The 25285-nt window shown below is 43.3% G+C and carries 20 protein-coding genes and 1 tRNA gene; 7 read left to right on the forward strand and 14 right to left on the reverse strand.

Features of this window, described 5'->3' with window-relative positions; all coding sequences use genetic code 11:
• Positions 1–74 precede the first annotated feature (74 nt).
• The 5 genes from COR50_RS13625 to COR50_RS13645 all read right to left on the reverse strand — a co-directional run bounded on the left by COR50_RS13625 (position 75) and on the right by COR50_RS13645 (position 7907).
• Positions 75–1784, reverse strand: coding sequence for a hypothetical protein (locus COR50_RS13625; protein ID WP_157760837.1), 1710 nt, complete (start codon positions 1782–1784; stop codon positions 75–77).
• Between the two features lie 124 nt (positions 1785–1908).
• A complete protein-coding gene (locus COR50_RS13630) occupies positions 1909–3399 on the reverse strand; it encodes a RagB/SusD family nutrient uptake outer membrane protein (RefSeq protein WP_098194495.1) in 1491 nt (496 codons plus the stop codon).
• A gap of 19 nt (positions 3400–3418) precedes the next feature.
• Entirely contained in the window at positions 3419–6556 is a 3138-nt protein-coding gene (locus tag COR50_RS13635) for a SusC/RagA family TonB-linked outer membrane protein (RefSeq protein WP_098194496.1), read from the reverse strand.
• Between the two features lie 133 nt (positions 6557–6689).
• Positions 6690–7697: a putative zinc-binding metallopeptidase gene (locus tag COR50_RS13640; RefSeq protein WP_098194497.1), complete on the reverse strand. Its 1008-nt coding sequence runs from the start codon at positions 7695–7697 to the stop codon at positions 6690–6692.
• A gap of 136 nt (positions 7698–7833) precedes the next feature.
• Positions 7834–7907, reverse strand: a tRNA-His gene (locus COR50_RS13645).
• Positions 7908–8276: 369 nt separating this feature from the next.
• Here COR50_RS13645 and COR50_RS13650 point away from each other — a divergent pair.
• The gene (locus COR50_RS13650; protein ID WP_098194498.1) at positions 8277–9476 is read left to right on the forward strand and encodes a hypothetical protein; all 1200 of its coding nucleotides are present in this window, start codon (positions 8277–8279) and stop codon (positions 9474–9476) included.
• A 90-nt stretch (positions 9477–9566) separates the two neighbouring features.
• Here COR50_RS13650 and COR50_RS13655 read toward each other — a convergent pair whose 3' ends face one another.
• Together COR50_RS13655 and COR50_RS13660 are read right to left on the reverse strand one after the other, a co-directional pair.
• Positions 9567–10100 carry a 5' nucleotidase, NT5C type gene (locus tag COR50_RS13655; protein WP_098194499.1) on the reverse strand — a complete coding sequence of 178 codons (534 nt, stop codon included), beginning with the start codon at positions 10098–10100 and terminating at the stop codon, positions 9567–9569.
• A gap of 88 nt (positions 10101–10188) precedes the next feature.
• A complete protein-coding gene (locus tag COR50_RS13660; protein ID WP_098194500.1) occupies positions 10189–11454 on the reverse strand; it encodes a BaiN/RdsA family NAD(P)/FAD-dependent oxidoreductase in 1266 nt (421 codons plus the stop codon).
• 84 nt (positions 11455–11538) lie between these two features.
• Between COR50_RS13660 and COR50_RS13665 the strand changes: the two genes are divergently transcribed.
• Positions 11539–14016 (forward strand): MG2 domain-containing protein, encoded by a 2478-nt coding sequence (locus COR50_RS13665; RefSeq protein ID WP_098194501.1) that lies wholly within the window; start codon positions 11539–11541, stop codon positions 14014–14016.
• Positions 14017–14115: 99 nt separating this feature from the next.
• Here COR50_RS13665 and COR50_RS13670 read toward each other — a convergent pair whose 3' ends face one another.
• Positions 14116–14754: a deoxynucleoside kinase gene (locus tag COR50_RS13670; RefSeq protein WP_098194502.1), complete on the reverse strand. Its 639-nt coding sequence runs from the start codon at positions 14752–14754 to the stop codon at positions 14116–14118.
• A gap of 27 nt (positions 14755–14781) precedes the next feature.
• Positions 14782–15279 carry a 2-amino-4-hydroxy-6-hydroxymethyldihydropteridine diphosphokinase gene (folK, locus tag COR50_RS13675; RefSeq protein ID WP_098194503.1) on the reverse strand — a complete coding sequence of 166 codons (498 nt, stop codon included), beginning with the start codon at positions 15277–15279 and terminating at the stop codon, positions 14782–14784.
• A gap of 147 nt (positions 15280–15426) precedes the next feature.
• Between folK and sppA the strand changes: the two genes are divergently transcribed.
• Positions 15427–17181: a signal peptide peptidase SppA gene (gene sppA / locus COR50_RS13680; RefSeq protein WP_098194504.1), complete on the forward strand. Its 1755-nt coding sequence runs from the start codon at positions 15427–15429 to the stop codon at positions 17179–17181.
• Positions 17182–17511: 330 nt separating this feature from the next.
• Here the strand turns inward: sppA and COR50_RS13685 are convergent, their stop codons facing one another.
• Positions 17512–18465 carry a hypothetical protein gene (locus COR50_RS13685; protein ID WP_098194505.1) on the reverse strand — a complete coding sequence of 318 codons (954 nt, stop codon included), beginning with the start codon at positions 18463–18465 and terminating at the stop codon, positions 17512–17514.
• Between the two features lie 308 nt (positions 18466–18773).
• On the opposite strand from COR50_RS13685, the gene COR50_RS13690 reads away from it, so the two are divergent.
• Complete coding sequence (locus tag COR50_RS13690) at positions 18774–19667, forward strand: SDR family NAD(P)-dependent oxidoreductase (protein WP_098194506.1); 894 nt, start codon at positions 18774–18776, stop codon at positions 19665–19667.
• Positions 19668–19759: 92 nt separating this feature from the next.
• On the forward strand, positions 19760–20569 hold the full coding sequence (locus COR50_RS13695) for a helix-turn-helix domain-containing protein (protein ID WP_098194507.1): 810 nt from the start codon (positions 19760–19762) through the stop codon (positions 20567–20569).
• A gap of 88 nt (positions 20570–20657) precedes the next feature.
• On the opposite strand, the gene COR50_RS13700 is transcribed toward COR50_RS13695, so the two are convergent.
• From COR50_RS13700 to bioA, 4 genes are all read right to left on the reverse strand, one after another.
• Entirely contained in the window at positions 20658–21203 is a 546-nt protein-coding gene (locus COR50_RS13700) for an SRPBCC family protein (protein WP_098194508.1), read from the reverse strand.
• A gap of 15 nt (positions 21204–21218) precedes the next feature.
• Positions 21219–21758: an SRPBCC family protein gene (locus COR50_RS13705; RefSeq protein WP_098194509.1), complete on the reverse strand. Its 540-nt coding sequence runs from the start codon at positions 21756–21758 to the stop codon at positions 21219–21221.
• A gap of 86 nt (positions 21759–21844) precedes the next feature.
• Entirely contained in the window at positions 21845–22936 is a 1092-nt protein-coding gene (locus COR50_RS13710; RefSeq protein ID WP_098194510.1) for an ABC transporter permease, read from the reverse strand.
• Positions 22937–23031: 95 nt separating this feature from the next.
• Positions 23032–24327: an adenosylmethionine--8-amino-7-oxononanoate transaminase gene (gene bioA, locus COR50_RS13715; protein WP_098194511.1), complete on the reverse strand. Its 1296-nt coding sequence runs from the start codon at positions 24325–24327 to the stop codon at positions 23032–23034.
• A 271-nt stretch (positions 24328–24598) separates the two neighbouring features.
• On the opposite strand from bioA, the gene COR50_RS13720 reads away from it, so the two are divergent.
• Complete coding sequence (locus tag COR50_RS13720; RefSeq protein ID WP_098194512.1) at positions 24599–24898, forward strand: GNAT family N-acetyltransferase; 300 nt, start codon at positions 24599–24601, stop codon at positions 24896–24898.
• 22 nt (positions 24899–24920) lie between these two features.
• Positions 24921–25280, forward strand: a complete 360-nt coding sequence (locus COR50_RS13725) for a hypothetical protein (protein WP_098194513.1) — start codon at positions 24921–24923, stop codon at positions 25278–25280.
• Positions 25281–25285 lie beyond the last annotated feature (5 nt).

Genomic DNA, 25285 nt, shown 5'->3' on the forward strand with positions numbered 1-25285 from the left:
AGAGAATTGAAATCTTATTTCCAAAAAAATGTCCCATAATTGAGAACAATTTTTTGTCACGATGGTTGAATCAACTATTTAAAATCAACCCAAAGTACCTTGGCCACTTTCTTTTTCCCTCTTTTCTCCACCATCATGGTAGCGAAGCCGGTATTGTCCCGGTTCTTGGAGATCATTTCCATGTTGATGAAGTTGCTGTTTTTTTTGCCCGGTTCACCGAAAAGGAATTGCCGGTCTATATTTTTCCCATCGTAAATGGCAAATAGGGTATTCGTTTCGCTTACATATTTCACATTTTTAATAGAGCGGTAATTGGTTCGTTCGTTATTAAAATTCTTGATATAATCATTATAGATTAGAATTTGATTGCCGCCAAGCTGTAAGGCATCGTAAGAATAATAGCCCATAACCTCATCCCGGGTTATTTTCCGTCTAAATTTCCAATCGGTTTGATTCCTGTTATACAGGTTAAATTCATATACGGATCCCTCGGTTATCTGTGCTTTAGGAACGGCATATGCATCTAATTCTTTGCCACGTGTATCCAGGATGGAAATACCGATTTCGCCTAAGCGGGTACTGTACGTATCCATTCCCCCTTGCGTGGACCCGCCGGATGACTGGTAGCTATGATGATGCACCTTCCTGTCTAATTCTTCATAGAGCAGCGTGATGCTGTTATCTTCATTAATTAAAAAATCTTGTATTTCGCCACCATAAGCATGTTTGTATCCGAGGTATTTATTTACATATTGATTCAACAGGTCCTGGGTAACTAAAAAGCTGCCCGTAGATTTCATCTTATCCGGATCAATAATATTGACGAGCAATTTAGTTCGCCTGAACCTCAGGAGGTCGTTACTATTTGGATTAACCGCACCTTTGCCCTTTTTCCTGTGGTCAATCCGGCTGACGAGGTACAAGCTACCATTGTTGCTATTCAACTTCATGGCAACATTTTTAACCGTATAGTCATCACTATCTTCAAGTATTGAACCGTGGAAATCGGTATCACCGGCATCCAGCTTGGCGATACCTACGGCAGATGCTTTCCCTCCGGTACGCCTGGTATTAAAAAGATAGGTAATCAAGCAAACATAATGATCCTTGTTTACATACAAATCTACCGGGTCAATAAAGGTGAATTTCTTTCCGGGTGAATCGTAAAAAGATTCGCGGATCAAGTTATTACCAGGAGAATAGTGGCTTACGTGCACTCTTTTATTGCCCTTTTCGAAAGAGTTAAATGTTAGTATGGCATAATATTCCGAATTGGGATCTTTACGCACGATGAAGCCCGAGCGGGCCATGGTTGAGAATTCAACTACACCTAACCTCATCAGGCTAACATTTTCTATCGTTTTGATCCTGGTTTCCGATATCTTTTTACCCGTGGTACCGCTGATGAGTATTCTAAAGAGATTTAATTCACTGCCCATCTGTTTTTCTATAAAGACCAACAGGTTGCCATCCGCTTCGAAATAACCTTTTAGTTCGGCGTTTTTCAAAGCCCTTTGTCTAAACCCTTCGATCTCCATTCCCGATTGGCTTTTTTTCTTGTGATCAGGCCCGTAAAGGGTGACAGTGATACCATTTTTGAGCGAGAAGTTTAGGAATAAAGTATTACCGTTTTTCAGCAAGATGACCCTGGCGCTACCGGTTTGCGGTTCTTCAAATCCATCGCTTGTTGCTATCCGGGGCTTTATTTTCTTATCGTCTTGGGCATGAACGGCTTTCAGTGGCAACGCAATGAACAAAAGCAGCCATAAATACTTTTTAAGCATAGGTAAAGTTAGGTTTAGGGGTTTAGAAAGCGCCAAAGATAGTAAATGTTTAGCACTACCTGTTATGCAAAACGGGCCACACCTTTGGCCCGTTTTGCTATCAATAAATGTTGAAGAATAATGCTTACGGGTTTTGATCTCCCGGGTTAATATTAGGATTGGCATCTATTTCAGCCAAAGGAATTTGAAATACCCAACGTTTATCATCATTAGGCACCGTGATCGGGTAAGGGTGGTTGCCGTTTCTTACCAGGTCTTTTTGATAACGTTTTAAGTCGAAATACGACATGCCGTTTTCTGCATACAATTCTTTTCTTCTTTCCAGTAAAATGGCATCGATGATATCCTGCTTAGGAGTGTTGGCGGCCAGTTTCGTTGCATTGGGATCCCTTAAGCCCTGTAACTCGAATAGCAGGTCAATGGCTCCTTGGAGCTCATCCTGTTGCGCTAAGGCTTCCGCTTCAGCCAACAACATCTCCGCGGAACGCATCAATAAAATATCTCCTTGAATAGCGCTCGTGGAACGTGAAGTATATTTCGTTGTCTGGTAAACGAGGGCAGGGTAACCTGCTACATCGCCCCAATACAGGAAACGGCTCTTACGGATATCGGTAGCGCTGAACAGGTTCACGAAACTTGTATTGATAGCTATATTTCTATAATAACCATAATATGGATCCATGTAACTGAACTGTGAATAATAACTTAAACTTTGTTCATCCGGAACCGGGAACGCCCAGATCCAACCGCTATTGGAAACGCTGTTGAAGCCGGAGTTATATTCAGCGTTAGAGGTCAAAGGGAAACCTTCCCTGGCAGCATGCGCATAAGTGCTAACTTTTTCCCAGTAAGCGGCATTGCCGGGTGCGAGTTCCTGGTAAACTTCAGCAAGAATGCCGCTGGCAACATTTTTATTGATCCTGAATTTCCCGGTACGATCTGTTGGTAATTTATCAACCGCGTACAGCAAATCTTCCAGGATCAAATCATACACTTCTTGTAATGTACTGCGCGGATTGCCTATGGTAGCACTTGTTGTCGGTTCCATGTAAATAGGGATCGCTTTAGCCTGGGGATCTTTAGCGTAGGTAAACTGGTATACCCTGGCTAGCCAGAAATAAGCATATGCCCTGGCGGCCTTCGCTTCCGCGATAAAGGCTTCTTTCTGTTCGGGCGCGACGTCCGTTAAATCTGGAACACGCTTAATGATTACGTTAGCGTTGTTGATTACCTTGTAAAACATATCCCAAATTTGCTTGGTCCTGGTACCGGTTTGGATGCGGCCGTAGCCGGACTCTTCCCAAGATCCTTCCGCCCGCCACCAACTATAATACGCATCAAAAACATCATTGGCACGTACTTCGAAAAGGAACATGGTTGTTTGTAAGCCCCGGTTCGTCAGGTTACCGGTGTTTGGATATCCATTGTAGTTTTCTTCACGGAAAATATCCAGCATGCCTGTAATGGCGCTTTCGGCGCCTTCTTTACTGGAGAAAACGACATCTTCCGTAACATCCCCGTTTTCAGGTTTGATTTCGTTCAAGAAATCCTTGCTGCATGACGATCCCAAAAGGATGTATGCAAATACAAGTATTATCCGGTGATTTATTTTCATATCAAAGTTTTTTATCGTTTTATAAACCGATGTTGATACCGATCGCTAATGTTTTGTTGGTAGTCGTGTTGTTGCTACCACTCTGTGCGTTTAATCCCCCGGCTTCGGGATCGGTACCTTTGGGTCCGCCGAAAAATGTGAATGGGTTTTGAAGGTCCACGAAGAAACGCGCGTTTTCAAGATGGAATTGCCTCAATAAATGTTGCGGTAACCTGTAACCTAAAGTGATATTCCTGATCCTCATGTAATCGAGATTATACAGGAATCTCGTGGAGCTTGCCGTTGCATTAATCGCGGCGGTGGTTAATTTTGGTGTTTGGCCGTCGCCGGGATTATCAACACTTTGCCACCTGTTCAAGATGTCGATGCTGGCATTACTACCCAGCGCTGTTCCCGAATTGAAGGCTCCCATGAGTCCCGCGTAATCGCCATCATACATTTTTCCGCCTAAGGCGAATGAAGCTAAGATCGTCAGGTCAAAATCCTTGTACCGGAACGTGTTGGTAATACCGCCGGTATAATCCGGTAACCTGCTCCCAACATGGTAGCGTGTTGCGAGGTTATAATCTTTGGTGGTGATTTTTTTGCCCTCGTTGTCGGGGTCGTCCATATACCAGGTGGGTAAACCATCGGAAGCATCAACGCCGGCATATTCCGGTAAGTACCAATAATACCAGCTACCGCCTTTTTCCTGTGTTGTTCCCGGCGCAGGTTGCGTAATCTTGTTTTTCAATTTCGTGATATTGAAAGAAGTACGCCATTCAAAATTTTTCTTTTTAATATTCAGGCTGTTCAATTCTACTTCTATGCCGTTGTTTTCAACCCCACCGACGTTATCGCTTACATCGTTGATGCCGGACGATGGCGCCAGCGGACGATCAAATAACAGGGCATCAGATGTTCTACGGAAATATACCACGGAACCTGTCAAACGATCTTCCCAGAAACCGAATTCAACACCCAGGTCGAGTTGTTGTTGTTTTTCCCAGGTGAGGTATCCATTGTTTACAGAATTTACGATCACGCCGCTAGCGCTGCCGATGTTCCAACCGGATTGATAGACTCCCAGGTAAGGAAAACTGCCCGGCAAGAACTGGTTACCTTGAGTTCCGTAACTCGCTTTCAGTTTTAAATCACTTAAAAATTCAGCCGACTTCATGAACGCTTCTTTATCAAGGTTCCATGCGCCACCTACCGCGTAGAAGGTACCCCAACGGGAGCTGTCAGCAAAGCGGGTTGTTCCGTCACGGCGCAGGGATAATGATAGGTGGTATTTTTCCGCAACATCATAGTTTAACCTGCCGAAGAAACCGAGCATCCTGGATTGATCTAATGTGCCCGATGAACTTTGCACGGTACCGTAACTTGGTTGTGTGCTATAGGTAGAAGTAAAACCTGTTGTTGATGCCGTTGTAATTTCACTGCGGTTCTTTACAGCTTCCATACCTGCTACAATGTTGAGGTAATGGATGTTGCCGAATGATTTTTTGAATGTAAAGGTATTGGTGAAATTTTGAGCATAAAGATTGGTAATGCCCCTGTAACTATACCCGCCGGAAGTTGTTCCATCCCCATAAAAAGGGTTCCAGAATAGGTTAGCATCTATCTGGTTATAATTGATAGCGTATTGCGATAAAAAACTTAACTCTTTCAGTAGCTGAACTTCGCCATACAGTATTCCGTTCGCAGTCAGCCTCTCATTCGTAATGGGATTGAGGGTGGTAGTGGCAGCCGGATTTTGCCCCGGTACGTATAACCTGGTTTCAGCCGCAGGTCTTAATATGCCCAATTCAGCACTGTTATTACCGAAGTCAAAGATTTTATTGCCGTTGCCATCAAGTAGATAATCTCCCGTGGTACGATCCCTGAGGTAAACCGGGTAAATGGGGCCGATCCTCCTGGCAAATGAGAGTACATCCGATCCTCCACCGCTACCCTGGTAAGGATAGTTTTGATTAGAGTAGGCCAAGTTAATATTAACCCCGGACTTTAACCAGGTGGTAGGTTTGATGTCTACGCGCGCCCTTCCGGTGTAACGTTTGAAATCTGACTCGATGATAATTCCCTGGTCATGTAAGTAGCCACCGCTTAGGAAATAGCTGATCGTATTAGCTGGATCAGAACCGGAGATATTGAAATTGTAATCATTCCTTACACCGGTGCGGGTCAACTCATCGATCCAATCATCGTGGTACAACAGTTTCGCGTTGTCAACCAGTTTGCCATCCATGCCTACCGGTTGTGCAACATCGAAGGGGTTGTAGCGTAACCTCGGCGCAACAACTTTCGTGGCATATTCTTCCGGGCTGGCAACACTGTTTTGCGTCAGCAAACTAGGGTCGGCAATGGCATCGTTCTTAAGTGTTTCCCAGGTGAGTTCATACATTTGAGCGGGGCTGATTTTTTCATATTCTTTAACCGCCCTTTTTGAATAACCTGAAATGCCGGAGAAGGAAAAGCGAGTTTTGCCTTTACCTTTTTTAGTAACGATTTGGAGTATGCCGTTAGCCGCCCTGGAGCCATAGATGGCCGTTGCGGAGGCATCTTTCAATACGGTGATCGATTCTACATCAGCCGGGTTGATATTGTTGATGCTACCCGAATAAGGTGCGCCATCTACCAGGATCAGCGGTTCATTGGAAGCGTTGAATGACCCGATACCCCGTATCCTGATAGTAGGATTTTCCCCCGGTTGCCCGGTGCTGGTGACGGATAATACACCGCTGGCATTCCCTTGTAATGCTCCGGTGATGGTCGAGATTTGCAGGTCCTTGAATTTCTCGTTCGTGATAGTGGTAGCAGTCCCTGTAAACGCTTTCCGGTTGGTTGTACCGTAAGCGGTTACGACCACGCCTTCAAGGTTTTGAGAACTTGGCTGCAATTGTACTTGGTAGGAGGATTCGCCGGTAAGTTGAATTTCCCGCGTGGTATAACCGAGGAATGATACCACGATTACTTTGGCCGTTGTAGGAATTTCTAGGCTGAATTCACCTTTCTCTGAAGAGAAGGCCCCAAGCGTGGTGCCTTTGACGCCTATTGAAGCATTGGCAATAGGTTGGCCGTTTTCATCGGTTACAGTCCCCTTGACCGACCGGTTTTGTGCAGAAATTTGGTTGATAAATGCAAAGCACAAGAATAGAAGTAGTAGTTTCTTCATATCTAGTAAGTTTATTTTACCAAAATAGAAGCAAACCTTGCTTAATCAAAGCTTTGGATAAAAGAGGTAAACAGATAGATAATTATTGTTTACAATTACTTTACATAATTATCTTGTTTGAGCTGTTTGAGATTTAATAAATGTCATTTGGAAGTAAAGGCTGTGATACTTGTTTGGTTTTTATTTCATGGATTTTTAAAAAATATTCCATGTCCATTTCCCGGCATATGCCCCTGGTAAACCCCATCATATAGGCCATCTTTTGCGCCAGTATGATATCGTCTTGGCTCCATCTCAATAATTGTAAGAACTGGTTGCCGGTCATCATGTAAGCAAATACTTCCGCCTTATCTTCTTCCAAGCCGCTGGTCGCGTAGCCGGATACAAAACCTTTGTAGGGATGCACCTGTTTTGAGAATTGCTGCTTAGCATAAGCATCGGCGCCACCAGTGCTATAGCTGAAAAGGGGAGGGTTAAAAGAAGCCCAGGTGGCATCCACGTAGTAAAAATCACCGAAGAATTGTTTTTCTATGAGGTGGTATAACTCGTGGTGCAAGGAATGCCTTAGGTAGCTTTCCTTGCGGATGCCTACATAATCGGTGTTGTAATATAAATCATTGGAAGCCCCATCGGGCATCGCGTACCGGGTTTGACCGTACACTTGCAGGTTTCTTACGAAGTAGACATTTTTTATATCGATAGAGCGGATGAACGCCGGGGGATATTTTTCCCATTCTTCGGAGAATATTTGCAGAAGGGAGTCCCTGTAAATGCTATCTGCCACTTGTAAGTAAGCAAACCTTGTTTTCCGTTCGCCCGGTTTAACCAGGTTGGGAACTTGCGTAGTATCCTTATTTTGATATGGGTGCCTGGTTTTTAATTTTTTTTGAGCCCCGGTTTCCCTGGGAGCTGCCGATATTGCAAACCTACCCGTATCAATTGGGAACTCGCTGAAATGAATTTGAATACTATAGCGTTGTTCTATTGCGGAAATCCTCTCATATAAGCTTAATGACTTTCCCCCGGTGAGGAGAGCCCCGGCATGAGCCGCCGTAGATTGCGCCGAAAGTGCCGTGGCACATAGTAATAAAGGCGTTACAAAAATGAAAGTTATATAAATAAAGGAATTGATATATTTCATGAGGCAGATTTTCACTACCCCAATGATACTAGCAATTGTATTAAAATACTAGTCAGGGTTAATATTTTTATAATAATGGCTAACCAGGGCTAGCTGCAAAAAAAAAAGCGCCGGGCAATTTGCCAAGCGCTTCCAGGGTGACTGATGGGTCTCGAACCCACGACCCTCAGAACCACAATCTGATGCTCTAACCAACTGAGCTACAGCCACCGTATACCGTTTAAGGGAGTGCAAAGATAAGCTAATTGTATTAGTAAATCCAAATATTTTTCTAAAAATTATACAGAAAAATTTTCTGGCCGAATTGTAGGAGTATTTTCTATTCCAAGGGTCTATGTAAGGGCAATTTTTAATATATGAATCCCCGTTAATGACTCATTTGGGTGCGTTGAAAAATCGGTTATCTTTGCAATACTTCCCATTAACTAACTAATCCACTAAACTATTATTAACCCGCCATTAAATTCTATCCCCGTATAGAGTACGGGAAAAGTATGTGCCAATTTTCTGCTCTAACCTAAGCCGGATTTTTGATCATGCCATACTTATAAATTGAAATTTGTTGTAATAAATATTTATATGGATCAACTTAAATTGAAACTCCAGGAGTACTATAACCGCTTCAAGGAGAAAGGTAAACCTGCTAGGGGAAAAGCTGAAATGGGCGACCTGGAACAAGATATCCTTTCCCAGTTCGGGCTCCCGGCATCGAAGCGCTTCGTACAAATTTTGCACGATTTCGTACAAAGCGGAAATATGAATGAACAGTTGATTGATAATGTTAGTCAAAAACTGCGCACGGCTGCCAGGAAATATCTCTTGGCCCCGGCAATGACGGATATAGATCAACTTGTCTTGGCGAAAGATCAAAAGAAAAGCCCTTACGATGTATTACCGGAAATCGGTATCCCGGTAAATGAATACGCGCTCTTCTTATTGTCGGAACTATTATATAAAAGAAACGTCCCGGCAAAAGATATACTTGACGAGATGAAAAAAATTCAGCAACATCAATGCTGGGAAGAGATCGTCTTGTTGTCAAAGTTGCAGGATCATACGGAGCATGTATTGTACGCGAAATTGAGGAAGTTTAAACTGATCTTCGTAGACGACTTCGTCCAATTTTGCCACAAGAAGAAAACCAAATCTTCTGCCCGCCCATCGCTTGCTAAATCACCTGCCAGCCTTGATGCCGGTTACCAACCCAACTTTCAATTGATATCTAAATTACAAGTGGAAGATGTCATTTTTGATGATAAAGCTTTACCTACCATCATCGGTAAGATAAGGGTCGGAACGAAGTTAACAAGGATCAGCCTGGTACTGGATTTTTCGCAGCTTAGCCAAGTACTTGCCGCCGGCAATACCTTGGGCGCGGAAATAAATACCGCTATCAAGAAAAAGCTTTCCGTTAAAGATGTACCGCAACCCCTGGTGGTTGACTTAAAAGCCGAATTCGGGCAGATTCTCAAGATCGATTCTTGTTACATGGAAATCTATAAACCGCAATTTCTTGACGGCAAAAAATGGGTCGAAGAAAAAGAACCTATCTTCTTCGTGGAACGGATTCTATCCAAAAGGGAATATGATAAACGTGTTAAAGAAGAGGAAATAAAAGAAAATATACAGGAATGCCTCGAATTGGTAGGCGCATCTTACGTTCATTACCAGAGGCTGAAGAGGTTAGGTATCTCGGATGAAGAGGCCAAACTCCGCGCTGGATTGCAGGATGAGCTATTATTTCAATTATCTTTTTACCTGAATAAGTTAAAGGACTAACCTATTATTTTCAAAGTAAAAACCGCCTCGTTTGAAGGCGGTTTTTTCATATGCATCATTCATTTTATTTATGCCTTGGAGGATGGAGCCTTACAACAATTTATTCGCTACATCAGCCCAATCCATCACCCGCTCATATCCTTCAACATGCACGTTGTGGTGACCGTGGTACAAGTATGCTTTGCCTTTAAAATTTACGAAATTCCGCGTGAGATCATCGATCATAAAATCGGTTTGCACCACGCTCTTGTCGCCGCATAAACAATATTGTTTCCAGTTCAAAAAGGGTAAGTATTCCTGTAGCCATTGTACTTTATCCAGCAGGGAATTTGGAAACTCCATAGCGGCGGAAACGATGTACACGCGGTACTTTTTATTCAACGCTTCGATTACTTGCTGCGCGTCGGGGAAAATATCCAAATCCCTGAAAAAACCCGGCCTGTTTAAATATTCCGTGATTTTAGGTTTATGGTGCCCGGGTACTACCTGGCTAAATGATTTGCCGTGCATTTCCTCTTCTGAATAGCGGGTGCCAAAATCCTGATAATACAGTTCCCTAACTTTTTTAATCGGATCTGCAATGGTTTCGTCCATGTCTATGGCAATAGAGGGCATATGTTCCATGATTCCTGTTTAATTCCTTGGTTAGACAATCAAAAAGAAAGATAAAATTACTAGAAAAATCTACAGCCTGCAACCCGATCCTTGCCTATTAAGCTCCTGTTGCCGCGGAAGCTATAGCCGTGGCGGCAACCCAGCCGCTAGTCCATGCATTCTGGAAATTAAATCCACCGGTAATACCATCCACGTTCAATACCTCCCCGGCAAAATATATACCCTCTTTAATTTTACTCTGCATCGTATTGGCATCTATCTCGTTGAGCTGCACCCCGCCGCATGTTACGAACTCCTCCTTGAATGTTGTTTTACCGGAAATATCGAACTCCATGGCAGTTAAAATCTTGATAAATTTATTCTGTTCCTTGGCCGGTATATCGGCCCATCTCATCCCTGGAAGGATGCCGGCTGTTTCCAGTAAATAATTCCAGAGCCGCACCGGTAATTGAAAAGGGGACTTGTTATAAATTTTTTGCTTGCCATGCGCGCTTCTGAACCCCTGCCATGCTTCCCGTAAAGTATGCTCATTAAATTCCGGCAACCAATTCACGATCACTTGGAATTGATAATTCTTTTCCGCTAACCATTCCGCACCCCAAGCAGATAACCTTAGGATCGACGGTCCGCTGAATCCCCAGTGCGTAATCAATAAGGGACCTGATTCCATGAACTTGGAACCCGCGATCTTTACCTGTACGCCTTGTACGGTTACACCCATTAATTCCGTAATGGGATGCCTGGGCATATTAAATGTAAAAAGCGAGGGTACCGGGGCCGCGATACTGTGTCCCAATTGTTGGAGCCAATGGAACTTCTGCATTTGAGAATAGCCCCCGCTGGCAATGCAAACATATTCGGCAGGTTCCAATTTGCCTCCCTTCAGCTCTAATAACCAAGGGGATGTTGACCCCGGGTAAAGTGCCATGACTTCTTGCCCGGTTGCAACTTGCACGTTATATTTATCAGCCTCTTTTAATAAGCAATCTATGATTGTTTGGGAGTTGTCGGTAGTTGGGAACATCCTACCATCGGCCTCTGTCTTAAGCGTTACATCCCGCTCTTTGAACCAAGCTACCGTATCGGGGACAAAGAATTGATGGAACGATTTCTTCAAGAGTTGTTGTCCCCTGGGATATTTTTTTAACATTTCTGTAATACTCAATCCATGATGCGTTACGTTGCACCGCCCGCCACCGGAAACCTTGACCTTGGAAAGTAGCTTGGTGCCCTTTTCCAGTATCGTAACTTGCAAATGAGGGTTTAACCTGGCGGCATTGACCGCGCAAAAGAAACCTGCTGCGCCGCCACCGATAACCACTAATTTTTTAAGTTCCGCATCTTTTTTTCTGATAACTCCCATGAGTTTCCTTAATTTTCCGTGTATATTTATAAGGAACAAATGTAAGTGATTAATTTCACGCAGTATTTTAAACATTAGGTATCCATGTCAAAGCAAAAGAAAAGGTTCAACAGGAAAAGGCTCGTTATTGGCAGTTTTGTGCTGGGTTGCATCGCGTTGTTCGCATTTAAACCGGCAATAGATTGGGCTGATGAAGTAATCATTGCATTTCAGAATTATATTGCCCGTAACCCGCAAGAAAAAGTGTTTATTCATTTTGATAAAGACTATTACGCACCGGGTGAAACCATCTGGTTTAAAGGGTACCTTACCATCCAAGATATACCCGATATACGCGCCAAAGTACTGTACGTTGAGTTGAGAGATCCGGATGGGAATGTTACGCAAAAACAGAAGCTGTTGGTAAACGGTGGCGTTGCACCCGGCAGCATGCAGGTGCCTTTAAATATGAAAGCGGGATTATACCAAGTGAGAGCATATACCAGTTGGATGCTGAACGGCGATGATGCTTTTAATTTTTACAGGAATATCGAAATCGTATCGGATGATACCCCGCCTGCAAAAGATACAGGGAATAAACCCGGTAGTAATGCAGCCGCTAGCGGTAAACATACCGCTGCAAATTTGCAATACTCCGTACAATTTTTTCCAGAAGGCGGTGATATGATTACCGGTGTAAAATCTAACGTGGCCTTTAAAGCCGTTGATGAGAATGGATACCCAGTTGATGTAACGGGAAAGGTGAAGGACAGTAACGGCAAGGTGGTAGCACAAATAATTACCGAGCATGATGGTATGGGGGTATTCTCCCTGACCCCGGAAGCCGGGATTACCTATACTGCCGAAGTGCAAACGGCATCTTCCAGCAAGCAGTTTTCATTGCCGGCAGCCAAGGATAACGGCATCGCTATGCAGGTTTTCAGTAGGGCCGATAGGGTATTCTATCTAACAAATTTGAGCCCTAATGCTGATTTAACGGAAAACTATATGATCGTGGCCAAGTTTAAAAACACGATCATTTACAGGGCCATGTTGAATGCCAACGAAGGTAGAATCAGCGGGTTCATTCCTACCAAGGAATTACCTTCGGGTATTTTACAGCTCACGATCTTTAATAAATTAAAACAACCGCTCGCGGAGCGCCTGGTATTTTTGCAAAAAAATGATGGGATGTTAATGTTCCTCGATGTAAATGAAATCAAGCGCGGCCCGAGGGAAATGAACGAAATCACGTTGCAAGTGCCGGATTCAAGTATCGGTTCATGGTCGGTTTCCGTAACTGATGCGGATGCTGTGAAGATGAACTTGCAGGGGGATAATATCATCTCCAACTTACTGTTAACCTCGGAGATCAAGGGGTATGTTCACAACCCTTACTGGTATTTTAAAGATACGACGGCAGCTACCTTGCATGCGCTTGACCTGGTAATGATGACCAACGGCTGGCGTAGGTACACCTGGAAGGACGTGATGGCATATGATACGAATAGTGTTAAAAAATATCCTTATGAACAGGGAATTGAAGTGAGCGGTACGGCTACTACTGCTAATGGAAGAACTCCATTGGCTAACGGCGCGGTAAACCTGATCGTAAGTGTTCCGAAAGATTCCTTCCAAACGATCTTATCCGCACCAACAGATTTGAATGGTAAATTCTTAGTGCCTAACCTGATGTTTAGGGATACGGCAAGTATTTATTACCAAGGACAAAATAATGATAAGATGGGGCGCACCGTCCGGGTGAAATTCGATACGCATTTCTTCGATGTAAAAGCCGCATTCAACTCGCCGAAACCGATCAGGGCGCTTGTAACTTTGAATCCGGATTCGTTGAAATCATACCTGGCCACGGTAGAGCAGGGGAATGTCATCAATAAAAGGATCCTTGATAAGACGATACAGTTGAAAGAGTTCAATGTTGTTGAGAAAAAACAACAGGGGATCGATGAAAAGAAGTATGTATCAGGCTTATTTACTTCCAGCAACGGCTATACTTTCGATTTGGTAACCGAAGATCCGATCGCGATGAACGTATTCCAATACCTGCAATCTCGGGTGCCCGGGTTGCAGATTACCGGTGATATAAATAATCCTAGTTTAAGCTGGAGAGGTTCCGTGCCGACTTTGTACCTGAATGAAATGCAATCGGACGTTTCCATGTTATCCACGATCGCTATCCAGGATATTGCTATGATCAAGGTATTCCGCCCGCCGTTTATGGGTCCGGGTGGCGGCGGCGCAGGAGGTGCCATTGCCGTATACACGCGCAGGGGAGATGAAGTTCGTAGTAACCAGGACAATTTCAAGGGTTTGGATAATTTCAAACAAGCAGGCTTCACCATCGTGAAGGAGTTTTATCATCCTGATTACTCGTTAAGGAAGCCAGAACATGAATTGGGAGATAAACGCCTGACCTTGTACTGGGAGCCTGAGATCGAGATCGATCGTTATCAAACCGGTAAAATCCGTTTTTATAACAATGATTTTACCAAGCATTTCAGGGTCATCGTGCAAGGTTTTGACATCAACGGGAATGTCGGGTATATTGAAAAAGTATTTTAAAATAATAACTTACCTCATAAATGACAAGGATGGACTATTATTATGTCCATCCTTGTCATTTTATGTATGTTTTCCCGGCATATGCTAGGTGCCTAAAGTTTACTGGCCATCTTGGGAAAAATAATGTATACCGGGTTCATAATCTTTTTCTAATGCAGCTACGATGGCTAAAAAGTCCTGTTCGCTTTGTACGAAGTCCACCTGTGTTGTATCGATAATCAAGGTCCTGACAGGATGTTGCTTGATATATTGCATGTACATACCATGCACCTTTTCCAAGTATTGATCCGCTATATTCTGCTCGTATGAGCGGTTACGTTTATGAATATTTCGTTGTAGTTGTTCAATAGGAGAATTGAGGTATACCAGTAAATCGGGCTGTTTCAATTGTGGATTGATGATATCGAATAATTTTTGGTAGAGGGAATATTCATCCCCGCTTAAATTAATTTTAGCGAACAATAAGCTCTTGATAAACAAATAATCTGAAACAACCCCCGCTGTAAATAAATCTTGCGCTACCAGCATTTCCTTCAACTGCTTATATCTTTCCGCCATGAAGAATAATTCTAAAGGGAAAGCGTATTGAGCCGGATCTTTATAGAAATTTGGCAGGAAAGGGTTATCTGCAAACTCTTCCAATATCAATTTCGCATTATAATGCGCGGCCAGTTTTTGCGATAGGGTCGTTTTCCCGGCCCCGATATTCCCTTCGATCGTAATAAATGGGTAGTGCATGTAAAATGTAGCTCTGGATCAGGTTATCTAAGATTGTGCCGTAGACGACATGGGTCGCACTTCGAGGGAATCTTCGCAAGAAGCTAACAAGTTACCGATATCCTGTTTGAGTTCGGGATGAACCCAAGAAGGCGCTATTTCCGCAATCGGAACTAACACGAAGCGGCGCTTTTGCATCCTCGGGTGCGGAATTTGAAGGCTATGCACTTCAATAATCGCATCATTATAAAAGATAATGTCAATATCTATTAACCTGGAACCCCACTTTTCGTGGCGGATACGCCCGATCGATTTCTCGATCTCCAATAATGCCAACATCAACTGAACAGGTCTTAACGGGGTATCAACTACTAATGCTTGGTTGATAAAATCCGGTTGGTCCGGGTTACCCCACGGGGCGGTTTCATAAAATTTTGAGCATGACAATACCTGTCCTACCTTTTCCTGTATCAGTTCAACGGCTTTTTGTAGGTTGGCGATCCGATCGCCCAAGTTGCCCCCTAAAAGTAAAATTGTACGATTCATGGAATATTTGAAATCCAAAAGTAGCTATATTCCTTATTTTTCTTCATCTTTGAGCCGGGAAATAATTAAATTTTTTCAAATTTCCCTTGGAAATGCTGCTAATTCCTATGAAATATGGCAGCCAAGTTGATAAATTATATATAAATTATGCGAAGTTTCCTCAAATTCTTTTTCGCGGCACTATTAGCCCTTATCGTTTTTACTATCATCAGTTTTTTCCTTTTCGCAGGTTTCCTGGGTAGCTTATATTCCATCGAGCCTACTAGGGTAGCTTCCAACAGCGTACTCGTAGTTGATGTATCCCGCTCTTATAGTGAGCAGCGGTTGATCAAACCCTTTGCCGTGCTTACGCATGAGAAAGATGAGCCGGGTTTACACGAATTGACCCGCATGATCAGAAATGCTGCCATCGATGACAATATCAAAGGTATTTACTTGAAAGTAGGCGGTAATGGCAACGGTTTTGGCGCCACGGAAGAAATTAGGAATGCCTTGAAGGACTTTAAGCAAAGTAAGAAATTTATATATGCTTATGCCGAAGTAATGACCCAGCAAAGTTATTACGTCGCTTCCGTAGCCGATAAAATTTACTTGAATCCCAAGGGCGGCCTCGAATTCAACGGCTTCGTCATGCAAACATTTTATTTGAAAAATGCACTTGCAAAATTGGAAATCCAACCGCAGATCTTCTATAACGGTAAATTTAAAAGTGCAACGGAACCATTACGTGAAACACGTATGACGGATGCCAACCGTTTACAAACATCTGTTTTCCTCGGTGAGTTATACGGCCATTACTTATCGGGAATCGCGGCAGCCCGTAAAATCGATACAGCTACTTTGCATGGTTATGCCAACGAAGCGAAGATCAGCTCTTCTTCGGATGCCTTGCAATACAAGCTCATAGATGCTTTGTATTATGATGACCAGGTTCAGGCACAAATTAGGCAATCATTGGGATTGGGCAAATACGAAAGAATTAATTATGTTTCCGCGGCAGATTATTTAACTGTTTACCATGACTTTATCAACGCGGGGGATCCGGCTATCGCCGTGATTTACGCTCAAGGAGATATCATAAGTGGTTCCAGTAAAGCTATCGGAACGATCGCAAGCGATGAGTACGTGAGAATGATCCGGGAGGCGCGGATGAATAGTGAAGTGAAGGCCATCGTTTTCAGGGTAAATTCCGGTGGCGGTAGCGCCCTTGCTTCCGAAGTGATCTGGAGAGAATTGACCCTGGCTAAAAAAGAAAAACCTGTGATCGTTTCAATGGGAGATTATGCCGCTAGCGGCGGTTATTATATTTCCTGCATGGCCGATTCAATATTTGCCGAGCCTAATACATTAACCGGCTCCATCGGCGTATTTACAGTATTGCCGAATATGCAGGGCTTTTTCAATAATAAACTTGGCGTTACTTTTGACGAGGTTAAAACAGCACAATATGCTGATTTGGGTACAGTTTCCCGCCCTTTGACCGAGACGGAAAAGAAGTTAGTTCAGCAGTCGGTTGATTCGATTTATGCCAGCTTTAAGTCGCGGGTGGTTGAAGGTCGTAAACTTAGCAGCGGGGTGGTAGATTCCATTGCTCAAGGAAGGGTTTGGAGTGGAACAGAGGCCTTGAAATTAGGTTTGGTTGATAAGATTGGCGGCTTGGATGATGCAATTGCTTCCGCTGCAAAGATGGCGAATATACCAAGCTATTATTTACTGGAATACCCCGAATTGAAAGATGTACTCAGCACCATTGTTGAATCGATGTCCAATTCCCATGTAAAAGAATCCATGTTGAAAGATGAGCTTGGCATTAATTACCCGATCTATAAGCAATTGAAGATGATTCAAAGTATGACGGGGGAACCGCAAGCAAGGTTACCTTTCGATTTTACGATCCATTAATTTTTCGTTGATTTACAATATTGCAAATGGCCGATCCTGGAAAGATCGGCCATTTGTATTCGATGCCATGGAAATGCCAGTATGTTCGGGATGGGTGTTCGGTTTATGAATGCTATCCTAAAACCATGCTGGTTCGAGCTTCCAAGCTCGGACCCACGCACAATAAAGGGAATAAATAAAAGTAGCGGAAATGAAGAAGCACATCCTCCTTGCTTGAGATTTTCCCTAAATGAGAGGGTACAAACAGGCAACCGCCACCTTGCAAAAAGGTGGCGGATTCAAGAGAAAAGCCCGTTTGGGGTTAAACCTATACCTAACTAAAGAATTGAATTAGTTTAATGCATCGATCGCAGCTTGAATGGCTTCTTGTGTTGAAGGTTGTAACACTAGTATTTCACTTTGATCGGCAGATATCGTAATTTCTTTCTTGGCAAGGTAAAAATTGCCGTCTTTAATACTGAATGACATTAATGTTCCTTCTTCACCGATTGGCATAGAGTTGTCATAACTCTTCACCGTATTTGTACCGGCACTTGTATAAAGTTGCGCTACCACGTTCGCATTTTTCGCGATAAAGTAAACATATGTCTCTCCAGCCGCTGCCCTAAAGGTTGCCATCGTGCCGGGATTATTTTGTACTTCAACGGTCACGGTAGTTTTGGGGTTGGCATATTGATAAAAGATGTCGCAATTCACCCAACCTAAATCACCGAAGCTGAAAATGAACTTATCGTCTTCTGCTTTCATCTCTATGGGTAAGTTCAACCTGTTATTGGGTTGCCCCCAGGCAAACTGTTGCGCTGTATCCTTGCCTGCCCAAATCACCGTAAAATCAGCACCTTTAGCTGGGAGTTCTACTTCGATTCCTTTCGCAAGATTAGGATCGAGGTTAACGCCGCCGGCGGTAGCATTAAAGTAAAATGAACCTTGAGATTCTAATAAGTTACCGTTGATTTCAAGTGTGTTCAGTCCACCTGCAACCATGCTCGCACGATCCATGAACTCCATCACTTCCACGCTGAATGCCCCGTTGTATTCGGCACCGTCTTTCCTGAAAGTACCGCTAGGGATGGTAATTTTCATACCGCTCTCCAGCGTAATGGTTTTGGGCAATTCATTTGAATTCATATTAAATTGTTGTATCTGCGGCCCCAGCTGCTCGATGAATTCCTTGGTAGAAGAAACGGAAGAAGAGTCGGGCGCCGGTTGATCGTTTTTACTGCAAGCAGAAAATATAGTTATACAAAGTGCAATCCCGGTAATGCTTTTCAATAAGTGTTTCATATTACATAGTTTTAGTGATGCCTACTTTATTTTGGCTTTTCGGCAGTCGCCAATTGTTGATTGATTTATACTAGATCACCGTAGTTGAAACTTTGTTACCCTTCTAATCAATATTTTTTTATTCCTATTAAAATGATGAGAGAAGGCTAATACGGTTCTACATATACGCTTGTAACTATTGCTTCACTATTGAATATATATAGGAACTGCTTGTTGGATATGAGCTATTTAACAAAGTAAATAGAGCTATACAGCCAAATGGATTTCCTAATTCTATAGGAACTTTGTTGTAACAAAAAATTACAATTATGGAAAAAGTTTGGTTTATTACCGGGAGCTCCAGGGGTTTAGGTAAACGTATCTTGGAAGCAGTTTTAGATAACGGCGATAAAGTGGTGGCTACCGCTAGAAATACCGGTAGCTTGGCTGGCTTACCCGGGATGTATCCTGCACAAGTGCTATTGATCGATCTCGATGTTAGTGACTCATTGCAGATAGCGGATGCGGTAGAAAAAGCATATAAACATTTTGGCCGGATCGACGTTTTGGTCAATAATGCCGGCTTCGGAATTACCGGCGCCGCGGAAGCCTTTACCGATGAACAGGTGAATAGTCAATTGAACATTAATTTATGGGCGCCGATAGAAATCACCCGGAAAGTTTTGCCGATCATGAGAAAACAAGGCTCGGGGAGGATATTGCAAATCAGTTCCGTTGGCGGCAGGGTCGGAAATGCTAGCTTAAGCATTTACCAGGCGGCCAAATTCGGGTTGGCAGGATTTTCGGAAGCATTGAGAAAAGAAGTTGCACATCTCGGGATCATGGTAACTTCGATTGAGCCGGGTGGATTTAAAACGGATTGGGCTGGCGCTTCCATGACTTTTGCGCCGTATGTAGAAGGTTATGACAATACGGTGGAAGCTACTAAAGAATTTCTCAGTAGCGGCAAATTCCATCCGCTAGGCGATCCGCGGAAAGCGGCTAAAGTTATAATAAATCTTGCCGATCATCCCGAACCTCCCATGCACCTCGTTTTAGGTAGCGAAGCCATCGCCATTTTGCAAAAAGCGGACCTGGACAGGAAGGCAGAACTTGAAAAATGGTTGGATGTTAGTCTTTCAACGGATGACGATGATGCTGCAAAATTCTATGATACGGAAGAAGGGAAAAAATTTCTTGCCCAGAAAGGAATTGAAATATAATGGGCTAAATTTATCAAGTAAATTCAAAGGATTGCAGGAGATTTAATGATGGTAATTGCTGCAAGAATGCTTCAATGTAAATGATTGTTTCAATGGAAGGAGGAAAGATAAAAGAAACGATTCCGGGGATCACTTACTCATGTTATCATAACGTGAATAAGGATGGAGAACAATTTGTTCCCGAGCATACCCTAAGTTTTCAAATTGATGGCTCCCTAATCTTGGATGATGGGCAGCGGGAGTATCCATCTGCCAAGGGTTCTTTCCGCTTTATCAGGAGGAATCAATTACTGAAATTTATGAAGTATCCGCCTGTTGACGGGCAATTTAAGTCCATCAGCATTTACCTCGATCAACAGTCCTTAAAAGATTTCAGCCTGTTGCACGGTATTCAGGCCGGGGAAGCCACGCACAATCCGGCGGTATGGGACCTGGGGAAAAGCCATTCATTGGAAATTTATATACAATCATTACTTGCTTACGGCGAAGCCGGATACCTGGGGGATATCGAATTTGTAAAGGTGAAAATCAACGAGGGCATACTGTTGTTATTACAATCTTACCCCGGGTTAAAGGATGTATTATTTGATTTTTCCGATCCGTTCAAAATCGATTTAGAAGCATTCATGATGCAGAATTATCACTTTAACGTGAACTTGGATCGTTTTGCTTATCTGACGGGTAGGAGCTTAGCTACGTTTAAAAGGGATTTCTCGAAAATCTTTCATAGCCCTCCCCGGAAATGGTTGCAACAAAAAAGATTGGAAGAGGCATATTACTTGCTTACAAAAAAGGGTAAATCATCCTCTGACATTTATTTAGACCTCGGTTTCGAAGATCTTACCCATTTTTCTCATGCCTTCAAGAAATATTACGGGTACTCCCCTAAAAATATTCAATAGGGGGAGATAGTAGCAATAATTAAAGCAGGCCGGGTAGACCTGCTTTAATTATTTATGCCTTTGTCCGGCTTATGCTGATGGAATAAAATTATTGTCCCGAGCAGACTTTGTCAAGATGGTTCAAACCTCGCTCGATGTAGGGGCCGTATAAACGATCCATCACGAACCCGCGGATTTTCCACCAGGGCAATAAGCCTACGTGCATTTCCAACACCCAGCGGATCGCCGTTCCTTTTTGATCTACAGTAGGTTTAATTTGTATAATACCCTTCATCGGCTTGCGTCCTTCGAAAGTAACACCGTATTCCAATTCCGTAGCGGTACTTTTCGTGATGGTTACTTTACCCATTTCACCATTTGCGGGATTCTTGTATTCAAAATGCGCACCGACGCCCTTGCTGGGTGCTGACATACTGATTAATTCCAGGCCGGATTTTTCATCGAACCCCGGGCTCCAGGGATTCCAATTATGCCAGTTTTTAAGATCCGATACTTGTTCCATAACTACGTTCATCGGGGCATTGATGCTTCCCGATCTTTCTGAACTAGCCGTGGACGGAAATAGCAGGGATATTAAAAATAGCAGTATCCCGAAAATTAATAAGCTGGAAATGAATAGTTTAATGATTCGCATATAGTGGTAATAATTCTAACTTGTTGTAACTTCTTCTAAACGTTGTAAGCCTTTTTCGAAATCCGGGCCAACGAATTTATCCATCATCCTACCGAAGATGCGGCTAACCGGGTTTTGCCCGAGATTGGATTCAAGTGTCCAGGTAACGCGCGTTTTAACCTGGTTGCCTTCCATGGCTTCTAGCCTGAACATACTTTTGGATTCCCGGCGTCCCACGAATTTTACTTGGGTGATAATCAACGTGTAAGGTTTGGATTCCAGGATGGTAACCGATCCTTTCCCAACATGCTGGTTTTTACTTTCCCAGGTATAATGCGCCCCGGCTCCATGTGATATTTCGCTGAACTTGGTGAGCATACCCGGATCCAGCGCGAACCATGGGCTCCATGAAGGCCAGGATTTAAGGTCGTTTATCTTCTCGAATAACTGTTCTTGTGAGGAGGGGATGGTACGGCTTCGTTCTACTTTCACGAGGTTCGGGAGGAACATCGCGTAAATAAATAAACCTAATATTACTAGGAGTAAGGCGCCCAGTAAAATATATAAGCCTTGCATAGATAGAATTTTTAGGTTTACCTCGATAAAGGCAAAATGCACCCGGTTGCCGGGTAAAAGTTAAGCTATTCTTTTGAATTTACATTTTATTCCCAGCGGAATACTTTCACGGCGATACCGTAAGCGATGCATCCCCAAAGTAATAAAACCCCGATTTGTGGCCAAACATCCCAGATATGCAAGCCCTCGAATGCCACTTGCCGCATCGCATCGTTGAGGTAAGTCAGGGGCATCGCCTTACATACCGGTTGTAACCAATTGGGAAAATCCTCGACAGGGAAGAAGGTGCCTGCCAATAAAAACTGGGGTAGGGTAACGATATTAGCAAAGGGTGGTATCGTGCTCTCGTTTTTCGCTATTCCACTTACAATAAACCCGAATCCCATGAAAACGAGCAAACCCAGGACCGATAAAAACAACATCTCCAAAAAGGTGGCAAAGCCGTGGATGAGCGTAAAGCCAAACCCGAAATAACCGATCCCGATGATGATAATTGATCCGAATAATTGGAATACCAAGCGGCTCAAGCCTTCACCTAGTATAATGTACGACCGTTTAATAGGCGTAGCAAAGAATCTTTTTAAAACCAGTGTTTGCCTTAGGCTGAAGAATAAAAAGGCCGTCCCGAAAACCGCCGCACTTAAAAGGGAAAAACCCAGTTGACCCGGTAAAATGAAATCGATGGTCTTATACTTTCTCCCCGGAACCGTGATCGATTCAATTTTGGCTATAGAAGGCCTCGGATGGGTAGAAAGGTCTATTTTATTTATGGTTTCAGCAAGCTCGGTCATGAAAAAGGTATAGCTGGCCCCGGCTGCTGTAGAGGTTTTGACATGTACTTTATAAGTACCACTGTCGGACTTGGCATCAATTTTCATAATGGCGGCAATCTTACCTCTCTGGAGATCAGCTTCCAGCTGGTCAGCCGGCTTCCCGGTGAGCAGCTTCATCGTTTTATTTCTCAGCAAACCCATGTAAACAGGGTTTTCTAAATTAGAAGTAGCATCGATACCCACTTTTACCGAACTGGACTTACCGCCGATAAAGCCAAAAACCAAGATGAACACCAAAGGGAAAGCCAAGCTGAATACCACGGCGGAAGGACTCCTAAAGATGGCCCTGATGCTTGCCTTCGATATCGCCAACATTGCTTTCCATTGGCTGTAATTTTCTGCCATACATTATTTTTTCAAAACGGCGTAAAACTACTATTGTTTTAAGCATTTACATAATTAAAATCTGCTGAAAAAGTTGTTTTGGCGCCTATTTATGATCATTTTGTCATTATGGCGCCTTGCGCTAATTCAGACACCAGGTCCAGGATGGCTTGGTATACTTTGCCGAGTTGCTCGTTGGTGATACAATAAGGGGGCAAGATATACAATGTATTTCCCAATGGGCGTAGCATGATACGTTTATTTTTAAAATAAGTATGTAATAAGTTAGCCAAGCCGTTGATGTAATTATCTTCCCCGGGGCTCACGACCTCGAAGGCCATAATTGTTCCCAGCATACGTACCTGCTTAACCTCATTGCATTGCTCTAACCTGGTCTTGAAGTTGAGATGCTGCTGTTGTATCCTGAGCCTGTTTTCCCGGCAAGCCGGTTCCAAAAATATATCCAGGCTGGCTAAAGCAACGCTACAGGCCAGGGGATTTGCAGTGAAAGAATGCCCGTGGAACAAGGTTTTTAAGGCATCGTCTGAAAGGAAGGCCCCATAAACGGCCTGGGTGCATGTCGTGACACCCAGCGCCATCGCCCCTCCGGTAAGTCCTTTTGAAAGGCAAACGATATCCGGTTCCGTGCGCATATACTCGCTGGCGAAGTTTCTACCGGTTCTTCCGAACCCGGTCATGATTTCATCGGCAATGAGCAGTAGACCTTGCTCTTTGCAAATAGTTAACAGCTCGTCCATCAGAGAAGCGCTATACATTAGCATTCCTCCCGCACCTTGAACCAGCGGTTCGTAGATAAAAGCGATGCTTTGCCCGGCAAGTTCTTTTACCTGTTGTTTTAGCCCGGCGATATTCCCGTGATTGGGAGTATCGATAAATATGACATCGAATAAATAAGGGTCGAAAGCCTTGGTGAAAACGCTACGGGCACTTACGCTCATGGCGCCGAAAGTATCGCCGTGATAAGCATGGTGGAAAGCAATAATTTTATTACGTTTTTGCCCGGTATTATTCCAGTATTGAATCGCCATCTTGATCGCCACTTCTACCGCTGTAGAGCCATTATCCGAATAAAATACCCTTGCCTGTTGGCCAGGCAAAATCGGTAGCAGCCGCTCAGCTAGTTGCACCGCGGGTTCGTGGGTATAACCGGCGAAGATGCAATGCTGCAAGGTATTAGCTTGCCCGGCTAGTTTTTTAGCAATATGCGGATGTGAATGACCGTGAATATTTACCCACCAACTGGAGGTGGCATCGATATATTCATTCCCCGCTTCATCAAACAGCAAAGCTCCCTCGCCCCTCGTAATTCCGATGGGGGCCGGGGCTGTTTGATGCTGCGTGTACGGATGCCATATTACTGCTTGATCCCTTTGGCTTAAACTTTTATTCATGCGGACAAAGGTAGGGGTTTTCACTTTTTAGTAACTGACGGATATCAATTTAATTGGCCGGGGGCGAAACGGGAGAAATTAACCGGGTCTCAGCATACCTTAATATTATTTAAATGTATATAAGTTTTGTCCCCAGGTGTAAACAGCTATTTAACATAAACTTGCAACTATTTTGCTTAACTTTGTGTTAAGCATGCTGGAGTAGTGTGCAATCTGTACCCTTTTGAAACATTCCCCAGGTTATTAAGTATCATCGTTAAATTTCAAGCTAATGGATTTGAAGCAAATTCCGGTAACGGATAATGAACTCGCAAACCAATTCGAAATGCGCATTGATAATAAGATCGCGAAAATCGAATATAAAATCACCGGGGACAGGATTTTTTTGACTCATACGGAGGTGCCGCCGGCTTTGGAAGGCAAAGGCGTAGCCGCTATATTGGTAGAGAAAGTGCTGCATATAGTTGAAGAAAGGGGGCTCAAACTGGTGCCCTTATGCCCTTATGTAGCCAGCTATCTCCGGAGGCATCCAGATTGGAAACGTTTACTCGCACATGGAATCAATCTATAACATTATTTAAATACGTTTAGTCATGCCCGTTAATTTTAATGAAGCGCACCAATTGCATCAAGAATGGAAACAGAATTTACTCTTAAGTGAGAAAGAGGTGAAATCTATGAACGAAGAATTGCTTATATTGGTAAAAGACGCGCAATCGGAAGATCAAAAAAAGGAAGTAGAGCACTTACAAAATTCACTGATCCGGCAGAAAGAAGTTATCAATGAGAAATTAGCGGAAGTAGTTAAAGCCGACAAGGTTATGAGTGAAAATTCCGCTAAAGAATCAGAAGTCGAGATTTGGCATCAAAAGATGAAAGAAGACATGGAATGGTTCAACCGCTTATTTAATGAGCTGCGCGTTGAATTCCAGAAATTTAAAAATTCTTTGTAAACGTT

This window comes from Chitinophaga caeni (assembly GCF_002557795.1).
In the GTDB taxonomy this organism is placed as follows: domain Bacteria; phylum Bacteroidota; class Bacteroidia; order Chitinophagales; family Chitinophagaceae; genus Chitinophaga; species Chitinophaga caeni.